This is a genomic window from Paraburkholderia domus, from assembly GCF_905220705.1.
GTDB classification, from domain to species: domain Bacteria; phylum Pseudomonadota; class Gammaproteobacteria; order Burkholderiales; family Burkholderiaceae; genus Paraburkholderia; species Paraburkholderia domus.
In genome coordinates this window covers 1-16,960 of sequence record NZ_CAJNAT010000039.1, presented here as the reverse complement: position 1 = coordinate 16,960, position 16,960 = coordinate 1, and the positions used below count along the sequence as shown (strand labels likewise).

The 16,960-nt window shown below is 58.9% G+C and carries 14 protein-coding genes; 8 read left to right on the top strand and 6 right to left on the bottom strand.

The features are described from left to right. Entirely contained in the window at positions 1–360 is a 360-nt protein-coding gene (gene arsC, locus KHO31_RS35070; protein WP_201086866.1) for an arsenate reductase (glutaredoxin), read from the bottom strand. A gap of 861 nt (positions 361–1,221) precedes the next feature. On the opposite strand from arsC, the gene parA reads away from it, so the two are divergent. Together parA and KHO31_RS35060 are read left to right on the top strand one after the other, a co-directional pair. Next, positions 1,222–1,884 carry a ParA family partition ATPase gene (gene parA / locus KHO31_RS35065; RefSeq protein ID WP_063498136.1) on the top strand — a complete coding sequence of 221 codons (663 nt, stop codon included), beginning with the start codon at positions 1,222–1,224 and terminating at the stop codon, positions 1,882–1,884. A 28-nt stretch (positions 1,885–1,912) separates the two neighbouring features. After that, positions 1,913–2,968 carry a ParB/RepB/Spo0J family partition protein gene (locus KHO31_RS35060; protein WP_201083621.1) on the top strand — a complete coding sequence of 352 codons (1,056 nt, stop codon included), beginning with the start codon at positions 1,913–1,915 and terminating at the stop codon, positions 2,966–2,968. A gap of 99 nt (positions 2,969–3,067) precedes the next feature. On the opposite strand, the gene KHO31_RS35055 is transcribed toward KHO31_RS35060, so the two are convergent. Then, positions 3,068–4,417, bottom strand: coding sequence for a replication initiation protein (locus tag KHO31_RS35055; protein ID WP_201083623.1), 1,350 nt, complete (start codon positions 4,415–4,417; stop codon positions 3,068–3,070). A 2,044-nt stretch (positions 4,418–6,461) separates the two neighbouring features. On the opposite strand from KHO31_RS35055, the gene KHO31_RS35050 reads away from it, so the two are divergent. Further along, entirely contained in the window at positions 6,462–7,667 is a 1,206-nt protein-coding gene (locus tag KHO31_RS35050; RefSeq protein WP_211625460.1) for a DNA-binding protein, read from the top strand. A gap of 88 nt (positions 7,668–7,755) precedes the next feature. Here KHO31_RS35050 and KHO31_RS35045 read toward each other — a convergent pair whose 3' ends face one another. The 3 genes from KHO31_RS35045 to KHO31_RS35035 form a co-directional block, all read right to left on the bottom strand. Further along, positions 7,756–8,823, bottom strand: a complete 1,068-nt coding sequence (locus KHO31_RS35045; protein ID WP_201124035.1) for a tyrosine-type recombinase/integrase — start codon at positions 8,821–8,823, stop codon at positions 7,756–7,758. Positions 8,824–8,886: 63 nt separating this feature from the next. Beyond that, positions 8,887–9,285 (bottom strand): DUF2471 family protein, encoded by a 399-nt coding sequence (locus KHO31_RS35040; protein WP_201083630.1) that lies wholly within the window; start codon positions 9,283–9,285, stop codon positions 8,887–8,889. Positions 9,286–9,410: 125 nt separating this feature from the next. Then, complete coding sequence (locus KHO31_RS35035; RefSeq protein ID WP_201086862.1) at positions 9,411–10,037, bottom strand: helix-turn-helix domain-containing protein; 627 nt, start codon at positions 10,035–10,037, stop codon at positions 9,411–9,413. A gap of 169 nt (positions 10,038–10,206) precedes the next feature. On the opposite strand from KHO31_RS35035, the gene KHO31_RS35030 reads away from it, so the two are divergent. Continuing rightward, positions 10,207–11,406, top strand: coding sequence for a glycine C-acetyltransferase (locus KHO31_RS35030; protein ID WP_211625458.1), 1,200 nt, complete (start codon positions 10,207–10,209; stop codon positions 11,404–11,406). A gap of 13 nt (positions 11,407–11,419) precedes the next feature. Next, positions 11,420–12,451: an L-threonine 3-dehydrogenase gene (gene tdh, locus KHO31_RS35025; RefSeq protein ID WP_154566436.1), complete on the top strand. Its 1,032-nt coding sequence runs from the start codon at positions 11,420–11,422 to the stop codon at positions 12,449–12,451. A 56-nt stretch (positions 12,452–12,507) separates the two neighbouring features. Here tdh and KHO31_RS35020 read toward each other — a convergent pair whose 3' ends face one another. Further along, complete coding sequence (locus KHO31_RS35020) at positions 12,508–13,158, bottom strand: YceI family protein (RefSeq protein WP_201086863.1); 651 nt, start codon at positions 13,156–13,158, stop codon at positions 12,508–12,510. Positions 13,159–13,267: 109 nt separating this feature from the next. Between KHO31_RS35020 and KHO31_RS35015 the strand changes: the two genes are divergently transcribed. The 3 genes from KHO31_RS35015 to KHO31_RS35005 all read left to right on the top strand — a co-directional run bounded on the left by KHO31_RS35015 (position 13,268) and on the right by KHO31_RS35005 (position 15,192). Further along, on the top strand, positions 13,268–13,957 hold the full coding sequence (locus tag KHO31_RS35015) for a TetR/AcrR family transcriptional regulator (RefSeq protein WP_211625456.1): 690 nt from the start codon (positions 13,268–13,270) through the stop codon (positions 13,955–13,957). A 13-nt stretch (positions 13,958–13,970) separates the two neighbouring features. After that, positions 13,971–14,450 (top strand): nuclear transport factor 2 family protein, encoded by a 480-nt coding sequence (locus KHO31_RS35010; RefSeq protein ID WP_201083640.1) that lies wholly within the window; start codon positions 13,971–13,973, stop codon positions 14,448–14,450. 223 nt (positions 14,451–14,673) lie between these two features. After that, entirely contained in the window at positions 14,674–15,192 is a 519-nt protein-coding gene (locus tag KHO31_RS35005; protein WP_201124041.1) for a hypothetical protein, read from the top strand. Positions 15,193–16,960: the final 1,768 nt, after the last annotated feature.

The window sequence follows — 16,960 nt, the reverse complement described above, 5'->3', positions numbered from 1 at the left end:
CTAGGCGAATAACGCTTCGACATTTTCCGGCGGGCGGCCGATCACGGCTCGCCCGTTTCGCACGACAATCGGTCGTTGCAAAAGGATAGGATGCTTCGCCAATGCTTCGTATAACTGAGCGTCGCTCAGCGTGGCGTCGGAGAGTCCGAGTGTTTTGTATTCGACTTCGGTGTCGCGGATCATTTCGCGCACAGCGCAGCCTAGCTGCGCGTTGAGTTGCTCTAGCTGCGCGACCGTGAGCGGCTGTTTCAGGTATTCGACAATTTCCGTTGCTTCGTTTGCGCTGTTGTACGTGCCAGTGATCAGGTCGCACGTGGCTCGCGATTTTGAACAGCGGGGGTTGTGGTAGATGGTGATCATGGTTGTGCGGATAGGGTGGTTTGGATTGGGTTGAGGGTGGTTTTTGTGGGGGATTTTAGCGGGTACCGGGAATCGGGTGGGGCCGTGGGGCGGCGCGGGACGATTGGATTTCGCGCGGTAAGGGAGGGGGCATTGCCTGCCGGTGATGGTGGCGTTCGGTTTATGCGCATAAAGCGCGCCTAGGAAGGTTGTCGTCATGTGCGTTGGGGCGGCACGCGCCGCGCTGCGGTACGCTTTGACTTCTGTTGTGTGGGACTGCCTCTGTATGTATGGAGGCAGTCCCACGTGCCGTGCCGTGCCGTGCCGTGCCGTGCCGTGCCGTGCCGTGCCGTGCCGTGCCGTGCCGTGCCGTGCCGTGCCGTGCCGACAGAATCATGTCTCCATTCGTCCGGCCTTACCTCAACACCAGCGACGGCTCGACCCATGGATAGCGCCCGAAGATTTTATGCGCATAAAGCCACTGACTCAAAATGGCTCGCGGTCACGCTCATGAGCGGCATATGTTTCTTGTCGTCATCAGCCGGCGCCCTACTAAAGCGACGCACCCAAGTGGGGTAGCGTCGAATCCGAGATGACAGACACCTCCAGCTATACCCCGGGGCGTCACCCCACATCGCACTTGACCGTATCGTAACCTCTCCCCTGCGATACCCCACCGCGTCCGGCATCCCCCAGACTCCCGCAAACCAGTAGCTGCCGACAGCACTTCACGGCCCTTTCCCCTTAGCTCAACCACGCCACTTCCTTTATGCGCATAAACCTATCCCAAACGGCTAATTCTTCTCGCGTTTACACAAAAACGATTGAAATGCGAATTCATCCAGGTAAAATCCATCTGCGTCTAAAAAGAGGAGGTGAAGATTGGCAGCAGAAATCATCGCGGTAACTCAGCAGAAGGGCGGGGTCGGGAAGAGCACAATCGCGATGCACCTCGGCGCTGCGTTCCATGAGAAGGGCAAACGCGTCCTCGTCGTAGACGCAGATGGTCAAAACACACTGATTCACTGGGCCAGTGCGTCATCAGATGGCGACACCGGTATCCCCTTTCCGGTGGTCAACCTCTCCGAAGCCGGTAGCCAGATCCACCGCGAGATCAAGAAGTTCGTGGCGGACTACGACATCATCGTCGTCGACTGTCCTCCCTCCATCACAGAAAAAGTGTCTGGCGTCGTGTTGCTCGCGGCGAGCGTCGCGATCATGCCAACGTCGTCGTCACCTGCAGACTATTGGTCGAGCGTCGGACTGGTGAAGCTCGTGCAACAAGCCCAGGTCATGAACGAGGACTTGCGCGCAGTCTTTCTGCTGAATAAGACCGAAGAGAAACGGATGCTGACGCGCGAACTGAAGCGCGCGTTGGAAGAGCTCGGTTTCCCGCTGCTCAAGACCCAGATCCCGACGCGGGAAGCCTATAAGCAGGCAATGGCGTTAGGGCAGACCGTGCTTCAGATGAACGATCGCGGCGCCAAGCTCGCCGCCATCGAAGTAAGGGCGTGCGCCAACGAGATCGCAGCCTTGCTCCCCTGAGTTTATGCGCATAAAGAAAGGACCCTGAATGAAACCCTCCCAATTCGCCAAAGGCTTTCAAGCACGTCCTGATACGACCAGCAGCGAAAAGCGAACCGCTCTCGACCGCCTGAATGCGATCGACGGTTTGGTCAAGAATGGCGCCACGACGGGCGATGTACCGAGCCGCACCATCCAGCCGGTCATGTCCCAGGACGTCCCGGAAGTCGATGCCGCCGAAATCACCAATGAGTCGATGGCCTACCGTACGTGGCGAATCGAGCACGCTTACAGGCCGGGCCAGGTCATCGAACTTGCGCTCAAAACGATCAAGCCGAGCCCATTCAATCCGCGCCATTTCTATCTGAAGGCGTCGATTGCCGAGCTTGCTGTCAATCTCGCGAAGCAGGGCCAGCAGCAGGCGATTCACGTCATTCCTGATTACGATAATCCTGGCACCTACTTCGTCAGCGACGGCGGACGGCGGGTGCGAGCGCTTAAAGAAGCGAACAAGGAATCGGTGAAGGCGATCGTGATCGATCTGCCGATTGGCATGCAAAGCTATAAGCTTGGCTACGACCTCAACGTCCAACGCGATTCGCAGACCGTGTTCGACAACGCCGTCGTCTGGAAACGCTTTCTGGACGACCGGCATTTCCAGAGCCAGAAGGAGCTCGCCGAACATCTCGGACTAGACGAGTCGACCGTCGCGGTCGCCCTGTCGATCGCGAAGCTGCCCGAGGTGGTGATGCATGAGATGGTCGCAAGACCGGACCGTTTCGGCTCGAACATGGCCTATCAGGTGGGCCGCTATCACACGGCCCGCGGCGCCGACGCTACGCTGCGCCTGATCAACAAAATCCTCTCGGACGACCTGAGCACGCGGCAAGTCGCGGACATCGTGAAGGGCAGGGCGAGCGCGCAGGAAAGCACCAAGCCGGCGGGCCGGCAGCGCTATGCGCAGCGTCTGGAAATCAAGCTCGGCGGTGTCGCAGTCGGCGATCTGAAATCGTATGGAGACGATCGAATCGAACTGCGCCTGAAGGGTCTCACACGCGAAAAGCGTGACGACATTCTTCGTCAGATTGAAAAGATGCTGAAGTAACGAAGGAAAAGCACCAGCAGGAAAAGAAACGGCGGCGCACGAAAGTGGCCGCCGTTTTTTTGATGCGCTCTCGACGCGCGGTTGACGCGCTGTTGACGATTACGCCGCGCGCGATTGGCTCAGCGTGAAGGCGAGCAGGTCGCCATCGGTAGGTTCGCCCCAGGTTTTGCGAGCCAGCCAATCGAAGAATGCCGTTTCGACGATCTTCGAGTCCAGTCCACGACGACGCCAGTCGTCACGCATGTGTGTGCCGAGATCCGGCAACACGTCTTCCTCAAACGATTTCCGCGCGATCTCCCGTTCGGACTCACCTTGTTCGTCGTAAAGCTCGCGCGCTTCCTTGCGGCGAACCGCCGAGTACTCGCCAAGCAGACGCGCTTTCAGGTCGTCCGCCGGCGCGGCCACCGCAGCCTTGCCACCGCTACCGGACGGCAGCGCTTCGACCGGCGGCGCATAGCCTTTCTTCAACGCGTCCTTGAACAGTGCCGGTGCGCTGCGCACAGCGGGCAACGACGTGCTGCGCATGCGTTGCTCGGTCATCTGCAGAGCCGCGCGAATCCGATTTTCTTCGCTATCGGCGTACAGTGTTTGCGCTTCTTTCAGCGGAATGCCGATCTTCACCATCCGGTCGACCAGCGTACTGTCGAACACATTCGGGTGTTCGTCGAGTGCAAGCATGGGCTGCTTGCGCTCCGTCACGCGGAACTGGATCTCGGCAACACGCCGCCCTTCCCGGTGCTCGATCAATTCGACAAAGATGTTGGTGACCGCATTCACTTCGGCAATGGCCGGGCGCAGGTAATCGCGCTTGAAGTACTTGTACTCGCGCTTCGCCTCGTCACCCGCTTCGGTGTCCGGTGTACCAGAGAGAATAGGGCGCCACCATTCCCACGTTTCGCGCATCGTCAGATGGCTCGGATTGGTCAAGTAGCGAACGCAAATCTCATAAAGTGCGAGACCCGCGCTACTGCGCAACTGGCTCTGGAACTGCAGACTTAGCCGCGCATACTGAACCGGGTCGAGCAGCTTCTTCTTGATCTTCGGTGCGAACGAGAACTCCACCCAGACGCGGCGGGTGGTGGGGTCTTCGAGAATTTCCGCGTCGGCAATCAGTGTGGAAATACCCCATTTCCGTCCGGGCTTCTGGCTGGACGTGCCGGTACTCCATTCGACCTGCACCGACACCATGCGCCGCAGGTGCTCTTTGACGAGCGCGGTGTCATTCGAATCGAATGCCGAATTGGCGACGATGTCGGACAGCAAGGCCCGATACGTGTCGCCCGACTCGTCAGCTTGCTGAGCGACGGCAAGGAGAACGTTGAACAGCTTGCGGGTGAGGAGCGTGATCTTGCCGCTCTTGGGCTGGATCGCAATCGCCTCGACGGCCTTGCGCAATTCGGCCGAGCTCGGGCTGACTACGTCTGTCTTCTTCGCGCGCTTAGTGGCCATGCGTCTGGTCGAGGAGGGATTTGGCGAGAGCATACCGGCTGTGGTGATACGCGTCTATAGCACGGGTCTCACCGTTCCCGGTGAAGTGAGTTTACGAGGCGCAACTCACCTCGAGCAACTCCCGAAAACCCTCACCTCACCCGTTTCACGCCAGGTTCAGGGCATCCTTACAGGTCGCGGCCTCCCGAAATGCTGACTGATTTCTGACCTCCCGCGAACCGGAGCCATTCGATCCCGAATCTTCTCACCTCAAAAAATTCTCGTGAATTTTGGTGGTACGCATGTTGCGAGCCGAGCGTATTCGAGTCGCATCGATGACGCGAACAGGCGTCGGCTCATTTTCAGCCGATAGGGGAGGGGAGACGCGCGGGGAAAACCTGGGGTGGCAGCAAGCCGACGGTCTCGCGCGCGGGACTATTCCCAGCGCAGCCCCTCTGGATCCAGGGTTGGACGCGAGAAGTACTCGCCAACGCGCGCCAGACGGCCTGCACGCCCGGCGCCGCCACGAAACCCGCCGGTGGGCACACCCGTCGATTGCGACCGCATGGCCTTCGCGGCGACGATACGCACGGCAATCGCCGCATATCCATTTGAGCAAAAGCGGCCGAACCTGACAAACAAACACCTCACACCGCGAACGTGAGGTCCAACTCCCAACAAACTCCCCCCGAAAAAGCTCACCTTAACGTCTGCCGAGCGCTGGGAACGACGCGGCCTCCAGACCTGGAGAGCTGAAAAAACACCGATAAATACTCCCGAAAAGCCTCACCGATGAGCATTGAGGAGGCTCGCGCAGGTCATAGAAAAGCTCCCCCGAAAAACCTCACCCTTGCGCGCCGCACAAAAATTATTCAATGATTTCATTGACTTATGGAATCGCCGCAAGCCGAGCTATGGGCACACGCCCCCGTATATCCTCACCTTTAACAGCATTTCGGGGAAATCTGACGTTTCCAGTCGCAACCTGAGGGGCCCCGAAAAACCTCACCTTAACAATTCAGCAGCCACAAAATCGGAACTGCTCTGACAGCGTCCGTAGGGCTTTTCCGGCCCATCGTGGCGGTTTTGGTCCTGTATTTCCTCACCTTAGCGATCACGAGCCCCAAAAAAGGCTCCCGAAAAACCTCACCTCAGGCCCAAAACAGGTAATTTGACGAGCTGGCGATCGCCTCGAACCGCGCCTCCCGAATTCGCTCACCTTTGCGCAAGGGTGACTAACGGCTCCATCGATGCGGCAGACAGAATTTCGGTCGAAATCCCACTCAGCTCCCGCAAACCCTCACCTTAAGCGCCAGATTGCCCAAAATTGAGGCAAAAATGACGCCTCGGCCCCGGAAAGTCTCACCTTCGGTTCGCGTTTTCTCCTGTCTTGACTCACCAAAGGGGTTTACGAGGCCCAAATAAGGTCAAAAATTGAGGTTCACGGAGGTCCCGAAAGCCCTCACCTTCAGGGCTGTCAGACTCAGAACCAACTTTTGAGCGCTGCCGGGCGATCCCGGACGCTCAGGTCCCGCAAAATCTCACCTTTAGCCAAACCGCACTTTTAGGGTGGCTCCTGAACCCGCTCACGTTCCGTCCCGGACCCACTCACCGAGGCCCCCGAACCTCATCACTCAACCCTCCCGCAAGACCTCACCACCCCTCCCGTAAAGCTTCACCTTGCCGGGCTGAAACCCCTGCCTGGTATGGGTTTGCCATGGCGTTAACGGTTTTAACATGGGTTCAAAGGTGTTTACTTTTATTACTCTCTAGCATTTCCCCGCGTGTCCTTCGGACAAGACCTTTCCACCACCTCAGCTCACATGACGCGCTCGTGAAACAGTGAGCGATCAGAAAGAAACTGATGAAATCTCTTTGGTTACAATGACTTATTGGCTAGTCTTCGTTTTGTTTCACGGAAAAAACTAGCTTGCACCAATCTAGCGACCTACCAGCAGCCCTAAAACACGCCACGTAGCGAAACAACACGCTCTCCCAACAAATACGTAGCAAACAATACGTAAATTGTTATGATTCATCCAATTCGAGCGACATCGAGGTATACATGAATCTGGATCAGGAACGACAAGCCATCCGTGACGAGCTTGAATCGTTGAGGACTAGCGGGGCAAGGCGGCAGGAACTGTCACTACATGCTTGCAAGCGACTTTTTTTCGATCTGGGAATTCGCCCGTCCATGGCGGCCGTTCGCGACCTGACCCAAACAGGCAGCGCAAGTGACATCCCGAAGGACATCGACCACTTCTGGGAACGCATCAGATCTGTGTCACGCGTAAAAGTCGGTGCCGGCGCTATCCCTAAAGCACTCGAAGATCGCGCCGGAGAACTGCTGGGCGCACTCTTTGAAGAAGCCGTCGTGCATGCCCGCTCAACCCTCGACAGTGAACGCGAGGAAATTCAGACTCAAGTCACCGCCGCCGACCAACGCGCACGAGAAGCGGAAATTCGCCGCGACGTCTCGGAAGAGGCCATCAAGCGCAGTGAACTGAGAGCTGAAGCGGCGTGGGAACGCGTTCGCGCACTCGAGACCGAGCTATCCAGCACCACAACGCATGGAACCGCACATCAGGAAGGCTTGCAGGCAACGGTGCGCCGACTCGATGGCGAAAACGAAACACTGCGCCAACGCCTCGATACCGAACAGGCGACCAACGCGGCACTCCGTGACCGAATCGACGCGCTGCATGTCGAATTGCGGCAGAGCACCGAACACTATGCGCAACAGATCAAGGATGCCGTCGCTGAAGCCGAGCGCCGCGTGAAGCCGATGCTGGTCGAACTCGACTCCCTACGGAACATGGCGGCCACCTATCAGTCGGGGGTGCGGGACGCAAGCCGCAAGGAATTCGAGTTTATCCAGCAGATCGCCGCAGCCAAGGCGCGCGGCGACCGGCTCGACGCGCAATTACGCGAGCAATCGAACGAAGTGGATGTTTTGACGAAAGAAGTTGCCTCGCTGCGCAGCCAGCAAGGCATCGATCCCGCGATCGCGAGTCTGCTGTGTTCGCTGGTCGAAGCCGGCAGGCTCACGACCGACGAGCTGACGGTGATCGGCACCGCGGCGGACGGTCATGTCATGTTGCCGCTGCGCTGCCCAAAATGTGAGGAAGGTGAGCCTGAGCTATCGCAAGTGGATCACCACTTCGAACTGCAGTGTCCGGAATGCGATCACTCTTCAGGCCTCGGTGAGTCAAGACTGCAGGCGGTTAGCCGGTTTTTGTCGAACGGTTCGATTGCGGCGTCGGCATGACCGTTCGACGCGGGCGTAATAGCGGATAAATCACCAAAGGTGAGGAAATTCGGGACCCCAAGGGTGAGTATTTTCAGGGTTCGCCTGATCACCCTTTCCTCGTCAAACGCCCGTCCTGCCTGGGCGCGGGCAATGGCGACGCGGATGGATCCGGTTCATCAACGACCGGCGAATCCTGCTGGTCCATCCACTTTTGCCACGCCCGATACAAACGGTTGGCGGACACTGCCTGTACAAATCCCAGCCATTGCCCGACCAGCTCTGCCTCAACCCCACTCTCGAACAGGTCTGCCGCGAAAGTGTTGCGCAAAGTTTGCGGACTGGCGCGCGACACTCGCGACGCAGCAATTCCAGCCGCGTCGATCAACGCGTCGACTGCGCGCAGCATTGTCGCCTTGTGCATCGGGCGCCCTGAAGGCGAAGCGGGAAAGACCAGATTGCCGGCCAGTTCGGAAAGGCGCCGTTCGGCAAGCCATGCGTCGAGGATGGCCGCCGCGAAGGGCGCAAGCCGGGTACGCCGCGTCAGCATCGGATTCGCAGACTCGATCGCCACCCAGGGTGAGCCGGCATTCACGCAACTAACTGTAAGCGCCGCAGCTTCGCCCGTCTTGAGTCCACCGCCGAGAAACACAGCAATCAAAGCACGGTCGCGCCGCTCTCTCCACCGCTGCGCGGCGGACAAGGCGGACAAGGGCGAAAACAGATGCGCAATGAGCGCGGCTCGTTCGGCGTGGTTGAGAAAACCGGTCGGCTCGTTGTCGCGTGCATTTCGCCATGCTGCTTCGCCATCCTGAGCAATGAAGCGGGCTGGATTGGTCGACGCGGTTTCGATTTCGCGCACATGGTCCAGCACCCGTTCAATCAGCCGTAAATACCTGACGCGTTGCGGTTTCCGGATCGCAAGTCCGCCCACGAATTCAGCGATGGTTTGCGTATCGACCGTGACCAGGCTCTTTTGGCGAACGGCAAGCCAGTCGAGGAAAAGTCCCCACTGCGCTTGATAGACTTCAGCAGAAGAGCGCCTGAAATGCTGCTTGGCAAGCCATGCGTCGAACGCGATTTGTGGATCGCGGCGCCAGTCTTCGCGTTCCTGATCGAAGAGATCGGTTGACGGCGCAGGGCGCGGGATCGGGTCGGACAGATGAGGAGGTGACATACGCAATCTTTCCGTTAGTTGCGCATATTGTAGATGGCAACCCATGAAAGTGCAGCGTTGAAGTCAGTCGCCCCAAGCCCGAGCGCGCTTTAGCGGAGTGTCTTCAGACGAAGATTGTGCGGTGCGGCGTGCCGCCTCTTCATAGGCAGAGACGGCAAACGCGAACACAGCCGGCAACGCAGTGGACGTGCCGAAGTCCACCGTCTCGTCCGATTCCGGATAAGGCAATTCGGAAGGTCGTTGGAACAGGCCGAGCATGATCGCGTCGTGCCGGCTGGCAAACCCGAGATCCGCCAATGCTTCGGCTTCGATTGCATGCAGCAGGCGCCAGGAGAGGGGCACCTGTTGGACGATGTAGCGCGCGGCGATGTTACGCACGATGTGTTCAAGATCGCGCGCTGCGGTTTGATAGCGCAGCGCGGCCAGAGCATGCTCGGCTTGGTCGGTCGTCAGGTCGTTCATTATCGGCTCCAGTCGATACCCTGTACTGTACAAATATACAGTGTCTCGTGCAACCTCAGCCGAACGGACAATTCAGCCCGAGCGCTCCCGAGTCAGCCCATAATCAACAACGGTGAGCCCGCACCTCAGCCGTGAATCACCACCAGCAACGCTTTCGCCTCGCCCTTTCCAGCGTTGCGGATCGCGTGCGGCTCGTCGGCGACATAGCGTGCGGTGTCGGCGGCCTTGAGCCGCTTCGTCGTGCCGGCCGCCTCGATCTCGATCGATCCCTGCAGGACAGTGAGATGCTCGCGCGTGCCGGGTTCGTGCGCGTTCGACACCAGCGCCCCGCCCGGTTGCAACGTCAGCTCATACCACTCGAACTTGCCGGCCAATTCGATCGGCCCCCAGACACGCAGCTGATACTTGGCCTCGTGCCCGCTCAACGTCGGGATGTCGTGCGGACCGGAGACGGCGATCGCCTCTGGCGCCTTTTGCGGCGCGAACAGCGAATCGAGACTGACGCCGAGCGCGTTCGTCAGACGCCAGGCGACCGCGATCGTCGGATTGGCCTTGTCGCGTTCGATTTCCGAGAGCATCGATTTCGACACACCGGCCGCGCGCGACAGGTCGTCGAGCGTCATGCGCCGTTCGGCGCGCAGACGCTGAATCTGTTCGCCGACACGAGGCGGCGCGGCGATCGCCGGGACTGGGTTCGCGCCGGAAGTGGGTGCCGCGTTGGCTGCTGCGCGGCGGATTCCCGAACTTGCCATTTACTGACCTATCGTTTAGAGTTGTTCGACATACCGGATTTTAGTTCGGAAAAACGAAAATATCCGATAAAACTGACAGCCGACTATAACAGCCCGTCTCGACGTCGCAAATGCCGGACATGCCGGACATGCCGGCCACGGGCGCACTACCCTTTCAGGAGTCTGGTTCATGCGTGACCTTTACCTTGCCCATCTGCGCGGCACTCTCGAGCAAATTCGCGCTGACGGCTTTTACAAGAACGAGCGCGTGATCGCCAGCCCGCAGTCGGCTGATGTGCGTCTCACGAACGGCACGGACGTGCTGAATTTCTGCGCGAACAACTATCTCGGTCTCGCCAACGACGAACGGCTGATCGAGGCCGCAAAGCTTGGTCTGGATAACGACGGCTTCGGCATGGCGTCGGTGCGTTTCATTTGCGGCACGCAAACCGTGCACAAAGACCTCGAAAAAGCACTGGCCGCATTCCTGCAAACCGACGACTGCATCCTCTACTCCAGCTGTTTCGATGCGAACGGCGGTCTGTTCGAAACCCTGCTCGACGAAAACGACGCCATCATCAGCGACGAGCTGAATCACGCGAGCATCATCGACGGTGTGCGGCTTTCGAAGGCGAAGCGCTTTCGCTACAAGAACAATGACCTCGCCGATCTCGAAGCCAGGCTGAAAGAAGCCGACGCCGCCGGCGCGCGCTTCAAGCTGATCGCCACCGACGGCGTGTTTTCAATGGACGGTATCATCGCCGACCTCGCAGGCATTTGCGATCTCGCAGATCGCTACGGCGCACTCGTGATGGTCGACGATTCGCACGCGGTCGGTTTTGTCGGCGAACATGGGCGCGGCACGCCGGAACATTGCGGTGTGCTGTCGCGAGTCGACATCATCACCGGCACGCTCGGCAAAGCGCTGGGCGGCGCATCGGGCGGCTACGTCGCGGCGCGTCAGGAAGTTGTCGATTTGCTGCGTCAACGTTCGCGTCCCTATCTGTTCTCAAACACGCTGACGCCGAGCATTGCTGCGGCTACGCTGAAAGTGCTCGAATTGCTCGCAAGCGGCGAGGGTGCGCAACTGCGCGCGCGCGTGCGCGAAAACGGCGCGCACTTCCGACGCGCGATGAGCGCGCTCGGCTTCACGCTCGTGCCCGGCGAACACCCGATCATTCCGGTCATGCTCGGCGACGCGCAACTCGCATCGAATATGGCCGACGCGTTGCTGAAGGAAGGCGTGTATGTGATTGGCTTCTCGTTCCCCGTGGTGCCCAAAGGCCGCGCGCGAATCCGCACGCAAATGAGCGCCGCGCATACGGCGGAACAAATCGATCGCGCCGTCGAGGCTTTCGCGCGCGTTGGCCGTCAACTCGGCATCATCTGAAGCGGAGGCGCACATGAAAGCATTGGCAAAACTCGAACGCGCACCGGGCCTCACGCTGACGGATGTGAAGAAACCCGAAGTCGGTCACAACGACGTGATGATCCGCATCACGCGCACCGCGATTTGCGGCACCGATATCCACATCTGGAAATGGGACGACTGGGCCCAAAAGACGATTCCGGTGCCGATGCATGTCGGTCACGAATACGTCGGTGAAATCGTCGAAATGGGCCAGGAAGTGCGCGGCTTTGCGATCGGCGACCGCGTGTCGGGCGAAGGGCATATCACCTGCGGATTCTGTCGCAACTGTCGCGCGGGACGCCGGCATCTGTGCCGCAATACGGTGGGCGTCGGCGTGAATCGTGAAGGCGCGTTCGCCGAGTATCTCGTGATCCCCGCGTTCAACGCGTTCAAGATTCCGCCTGAAATCTCCGACGATCTCGCCGCGATTTTCGACCCGTTCGGCAATGCTACGCATACCGCGCTGTCGTTCAACCTGGTCGGCGAAGACGTACTGATCACCGGAGCCGGGCCGATCGGCATCATGGCAGTGGCGATTGCGAAACACGTCGGCGCACGCAACGTGGTGATTACCGACGTCAACGATTATCGCCTCGAACTCGCGCGCAAGATGGGTGCGACGCGTGCGGTGAACGTCTCGCGTGAATCGCTGCGCGACGTGATGGCGGATCTGCACATGGCCGAAGGTTTCGACGTCGGGCTGGAAATGTCCGGTGTGCCGAGCGCATTCACCAGCATGCTCGAAGCGATGAACCACGGCGGCAAGATTGCGCTGCTCGGCATTCCGCCCGCGCAGACTGCGATCGACTGGACCCAGGTGATCTTCAAGGGCCTCGAAATCAAGGGCATTTACGGCCGCGAGATGTTCGAGACCTGGTACAAGATGGTCGCGATGCTGCAAAGCGGACTGGATCTGTCGCCGATCCTTACTCACCATTTCAAGGTCGACGATTATCAGGAAGCGTTTGCCACGATGCTCTCAGGCGAGAGCGGCAAGGTGATTCTCGATTGGACCACTGCGTGAGCTAAAACGACATCGCGCTCAACTGTACTGCCTGAAACGAAACGCCCGCACCGTGCTCATGCGCCTGCGGGCGTTTTAACGAACTCGGCCTGAATGCGCACATGAATATCGTCGCCGACAGCCGGGTACCACGTTGCCAAGCCGAACTTCGCACGGCTGAAATGACCGTCTGCGGAAAAACCGAGCGTGTCTTTTTTCGTGAGCGGATCAGGCGCGAAACCGTTGAACGTCACGTCCAATGTCACGGGTTGCGTGACGCCGTGAATCGTCAGATCGCCACTCAACGTGCCACGCGCTTCGCCAGTGCGCTCAAAGCGCGTGCTGGCGAAGCGCACCTCCGGATAGCGCGACACGTCGAGCATGCTCGCGCTTTTCACCATCTTGTCGAGTAGCGGCACATTCGTATCGATGCTAGCGGCGTCGATCGTGATCGTCGCGCTACTCTTGTCCAGCCCCCCTTCGTTCCAGTCGAGCTGTCCCTTCTTACGGTCGAAGCGCATCGTAAAGCGCGAATACTTGAAGTGATCGATGTCGAAGGTAATGCTGGAATGGTCCTGATCGAGGTCGTAGCGTCCCACCGGCACGCGCGCTTCGTTCTGGCTGACCGTATGGGTGAGCACTTGCAGAGGCGTGCAGGCCATCGCCGTCAGCAGCGTTGTGCTGAGCAGCGCGCGTACAAACACTGCGCGGATAGTAGAGCGACTCATGAGATTCGTTCCAGTTGATCGATCGTCATCACGATAGCAGCAAGCGTACCCAATCCGCTGAAGCGCACAAAAACTTGACGAAGGAGAATGATCGTTCTACCCTTCGCACATGGCTACTCAAAACCAAATTGAATCGGCTGCGTCCGGCAGCGCGCGTGAACGGCTGCTCGACGCTGCGGAAGCGTTGATCTACGCCGGTGGCATCCACGCAACCGGCGTGGAGGCGATCGTCAAGCAGTCCGGCACCGCGCGCAAAAGCTTTTACACGCACTTTGAATCGAAAGACGCGCTTGTCGCCGCTGCGCTGGAGCGGCGCGACGAACGCTGGATGAACTGGTTTATCGCGGGCACGCTGCGGCAGGGCAAGACAGCGCGCAAACACCTGCTCGGCATGTTCGATGTGCTGCGCGAATGGTTTGCGTCGGAGGACTTTCACGGTTGCGCGTTTCTGAACGCCGCCGGCGAAATCGCCTCCGCGGAGGATCCAATCCGGATCGTCGCGCGTGAACACAAGGAACGCCTGCTCGCGTTCGTGCGAACCCAGTGCGATGAATACGCGGCCGAATCGGGCATGGACGGCCGCCGCGCCGCGCCCTTGTCGCGCCAATGGCTGATCCTGCTCGACGGCGCCATCGCCGTGGCGCTGGTGAGCGGCAAGGCCGACGCCGCGCTCGACGCGCAAGCGGCCGCCCAAGCCCTGCTCGACACCGAGTCCGTAAGCGAATCAGACAAACTCGCAGGCCAATCCGCGAGCAGGTCCCCGAGCAAACGAGCGCCATCCCGGCGCACCGCAACCTGACTGAGGAACCACTATGGCTGACCCGATCGAAACCCGCCCGCCACTACCGCCGTTCACGCGTGAAACCGCAATCCAGAAAGTGCGCGCCGCGGAAGACGGCTGGAACACCCGTGACCCCGAGCGCGTGTCGCTCGCGTACACAGCGGATAGCGTCTGGCGCAACCGTGCCGAGTTCACGCATGGGCGCGCGGAGATCGTCGGACTGCTGCGCCGCAAGTGGGCAAAAGAACTCGACTACCGCCTGATCAAGGAACTATGGGCATTCACGGATAACCGCATCGCCGTGCGCTTTGCCTACGAATGGCACGACGACTCGAACAACTGGTTCCGCTCATACGGCAACGAGAATTGGGAGTTCGATGAGCACGGACTGATGGCGCGCCGTCATGCCAGCATCAACGATCTGCCTATCCGCGAGGCTGACCGTCTTTATCATTGGCCGCTTGGCCGTCGTCCCGACGATCATCCTGGCCTGTCCGATCTCGGCCTCTAGATCTGTTTCAGACGTTGAAGGTGAACATCTGCCGCGTGTTCACCGCTCTGCCATCGGTTGTCCGCTATGGTTGCATCTGCGCCGCGTGGCACGTCCTGTGCCCGCGCGTCCGAGCGTGTCCTCAACATCGCCTGTGCCGGTTGAGGTACAGTGCGCGACGGACGGCAAGCAAGAATAACCAGAACACAGATGACACCGGCGCTCGACCGGTGACGGAGAACTCATGCATTTTCGGCAGATTAAGAAACACGTTCGACACACAGCCGTGACGCTTGCCGCGAGCCTGGCGGCGGCGTCCGCGGCGCATGCGGGCAACTGGTGTGAGGGCGGCGTATGGGTCGACGCAATGCTCGGTTCGTACCACATCAACCCCGACCCCAATACTCACTTCGAGCAGTTCAATCCTGGCCTTGGCGTCGAATGCTGGCTCAATAATCAATGGGCGGTGACGGCCGGCGGTTTTCGCAACTCGCTGCGTCGGCCTTCGTACTATGGCGCCGGCGTCTGGGCGCCCGAGTTTGCACACTGGGGCATCGTACGAATCGCGGCGATCGGCGGGATCATCTCGGGATATAACTACGGCAACTGGGGCCTGGGCCGAAACCACACGATCGGACCGGTGGTCGCGCCGATCGTGATGGTCGATTACAAGCGCGTCGGGGCTAACTTCATCGTGATTCCGCCTATCCCCTCGGACGATCTGCCATTCACGATCGGGTTTCAGTTGAAGGTGAAGTTCTAATCTGGTATCGCGGGACAATAAAGTTGCGACTTTTGGAAAATTGCCTAAAACGGACAATAAAGTTGCGACCTCATATCTCGCGATATGGAATTTTACCGTGTCAGGCATAGCTGGAGCGGGCGGCGGCAATAGGAGCGCAAGATCCGAGCAACGCAAATCGCGCGAATTTTCCTCTATTACAGCCACTCGCTAGATTGGCATTGCTAAATAAAAGTCGCGACTTGCCTTTGTGCATAAGGGGTCCGAGGAGAGTGTGCAAAAAAAACTGGCGTATGCGAATTGTCCATCGGTAAGCTTCGCAGTTGTCGGCGAAGTCAATCGATTCGGAAGCACTGACGAGAATATGAAGCACGGACGAAGCGACGATGTTTGCGGACAGAATCCTCGCGCGCGGAGAATGCTGGCTCGGCGCAGTTTGCATGCGGGGCCGCTGGTAGCACACGTAGAAGAGTCGTCGCCCGTTTTCACGGTTCGTCTCTGTGTGCCCGGCTCGTGACAGGGGGCGGTTACCAACTAAGTCACGGGTGCTATGCACTGTCATCGGTAGCTGCCGAATCAATACTCCGCACGGTGATACTTCTAACCCGCAATATTTCACCGGTTCGAAGCCTTGCGGATAGGTGAGTTCTTCAAGGATGGCGAGGGATTCCAGGTAATCGAAGAGCGATTCCCAGAGCTGGAGAGACCTTGAGCGAACGGTTAGCCAAATACAAAGTGAGGATTTCCAGGAGGCAGTGCGGGCGGTATGAAGGATCTTTAATCAAGTTGCCATTCCGCCACGGTGACACATCGAGAAACCGCTGTCTCACCGGTTCGAAACCTTGTGAATGGTGAGCGCATCCAGGATGGTGAGGACTTCTCTCGGTTGTCAAAAAAGTTGCGACTTCCCTCTTCCGGCGGGACGTCCTGTCGTTCGCCTGACTCGGAGCACCCAACTTGAATATGTCTAACGTTGGCCATAGCAGCCCGTCACACTTTCACAGTTTGCCTAGCCGAAGTATAGGACACTGAGATTGAGCATTGGTGCTCAGGCGAGAGAGTTAAATCGGCGCGCTGGTCAGCCGCAACTGATGACAGCTATGTTCTATGACAGTGAAGCCGAATTCACTCACCAAAAGCATCCAGAATTCGGTCGGAGCAAGCCGAGAGGTTCGAACATTCACCCGGTTTGCTGTTCGCATCCTCTCGGGTATGCGGGGACGCCGGGTAATCGCAGACGCTGTGTTTGCATCCGGTACGTATCACCTGAATTTGCTTACCGTAAGCATGAGTGAACGCTATGGTCCATCGGTTCGCACGTTCGAGTGAAAGTTGGCCCCTTGGAACGGCTTACCATCCGCATGGGAAGACTTTGGGCGAATGCTCGTTACCATCGCATCGATGAAGATATCCTGGAACTACTGACCGTCCGCATGGGTGAACACTGACATCGGATGCCCTTCACCGCGAGATCCGATGAGGACCTCCTGGAATAGCTCACCGATCGTGTGAGCGAAGGCCAGATTCTGAGGCGGTTCAGCTTTGTATCCGCAGTGATCTCCTGGAACTGCTCACCGTCCGCATGGGTGAACACTGACAGCGGATGCCCTTCACCGCGAGATCCGATGAGAACCTCCTGGAATAGCTCACCGAACGTGTGAGCGAAGGCCAGATTCTGGTAAGCGATCAGCGAAGCACGTCCCTCCCGCAGACTTGACCTAGACGTTTTTTTCGTGCTCCCGCTTGCCCAGCTTCCAGGGTAGCAGCGCCTCGTAGTCGTCGGCGCTCT

What these genes read in the sequence shown, in the direction of transcription:
- tdh (WP_154566436.1), top strand. Translation starts at nt 11,420, where the DNA reads ATGAAAGCATTGGCAAAACTCGAACGCGCACCGGGCCTCACGCTGACG.
- KHO31_RS35055 (WP_201083623.1), bottom strand. Translation starts at nt 4,417, where the DNA reads ATGGCCACTAAGCGCGCGAAGAAGACAGACGTAGTCAGCCCGAGCTCG.
- KHO31_RS35060 (WP_201083621.1), top strand. Translation starts at nt 1,913, where the DNA reads ATGAAACCCTCCCAATTCGCCAAAGGCTTTCAAGCACGTCCTGATACG.
- KHO31_RS35040 (WP_201083630.1), bottom strand. Translation starts at nt 9,285, where the DNA reads ATGAACGACCTGACGACCGACCAAGCCGAGCATGCTCTGGCCGCGCTG.
- KHO31_RS35015 (WP_211625456.1), top strand. Translation starts at nt 13,268, where the DNA reads ATGGCTACTCAAAACCAAATTGAATCGGCTGCGTCCGGCAGCGCGCGT.
- KHO31_RS35045 (WP_201124035.1), bottom strand. Translation starts at nt 8,823, where the DNA reads ATGTCACCTCCTCATCTGTCCGACCCGATCCCGCGCCCTGCGCCGTCA.
- KHO31_RS35035 (WP_201086862.1), bottom strand. Translation starts at nt 10,037, where the DNA reads ATGGCAAGTTCGGGAATCCGCCGCGCAGCAGCCAACGCGGCACCCACT.
- KHO31_RS35020 (WP_201086863.1), bottom strand. Translation starts at nt 13,158, where the DNA reads ATGAGTCGCTCTACTATCCGCGCAGTGTTTGTACGCGCGCTGCTCAGC.
- KHO31_RS35030 (WP_211625458.1), top strand. Translation starts at nt 10,207, where the DNA reads ATGCGTGACCTTTACCTTGCCCATCTGCGCGGCACTCTCGAGCAAATT.
- KHO31_RS35005 (WP_201124041.1), top strand. Translation starts at nt 14,674, where the DNA reads ATGCATTTTCGGCAGATTAAGAAACACGTTCGACACACAGCCGTGACG.
- arsC (WP_201086866.1), bottom strand. Translation starts at nt 360, where the DNA reads ATGATCACCATCTACCACAACCCCCGCTGTTCAAAATCGCGAGCCACG.
- KHO31_RS35050 (WP_211625460.1), top strand. Translation starts at nt 6,462, where the DNA reads ATGAATCTGGATCAGGAACGACAAGCCATCCGTGACGAGCTTGAATCG.
- KHO31_RS35010 (WP_201083640.1), top strand. Translation starts at nt 13,971, where the DNA reads ATGGCTGACCCGATCGAAACCCGCCCGCCACTACCGCCGTTCACGCGT.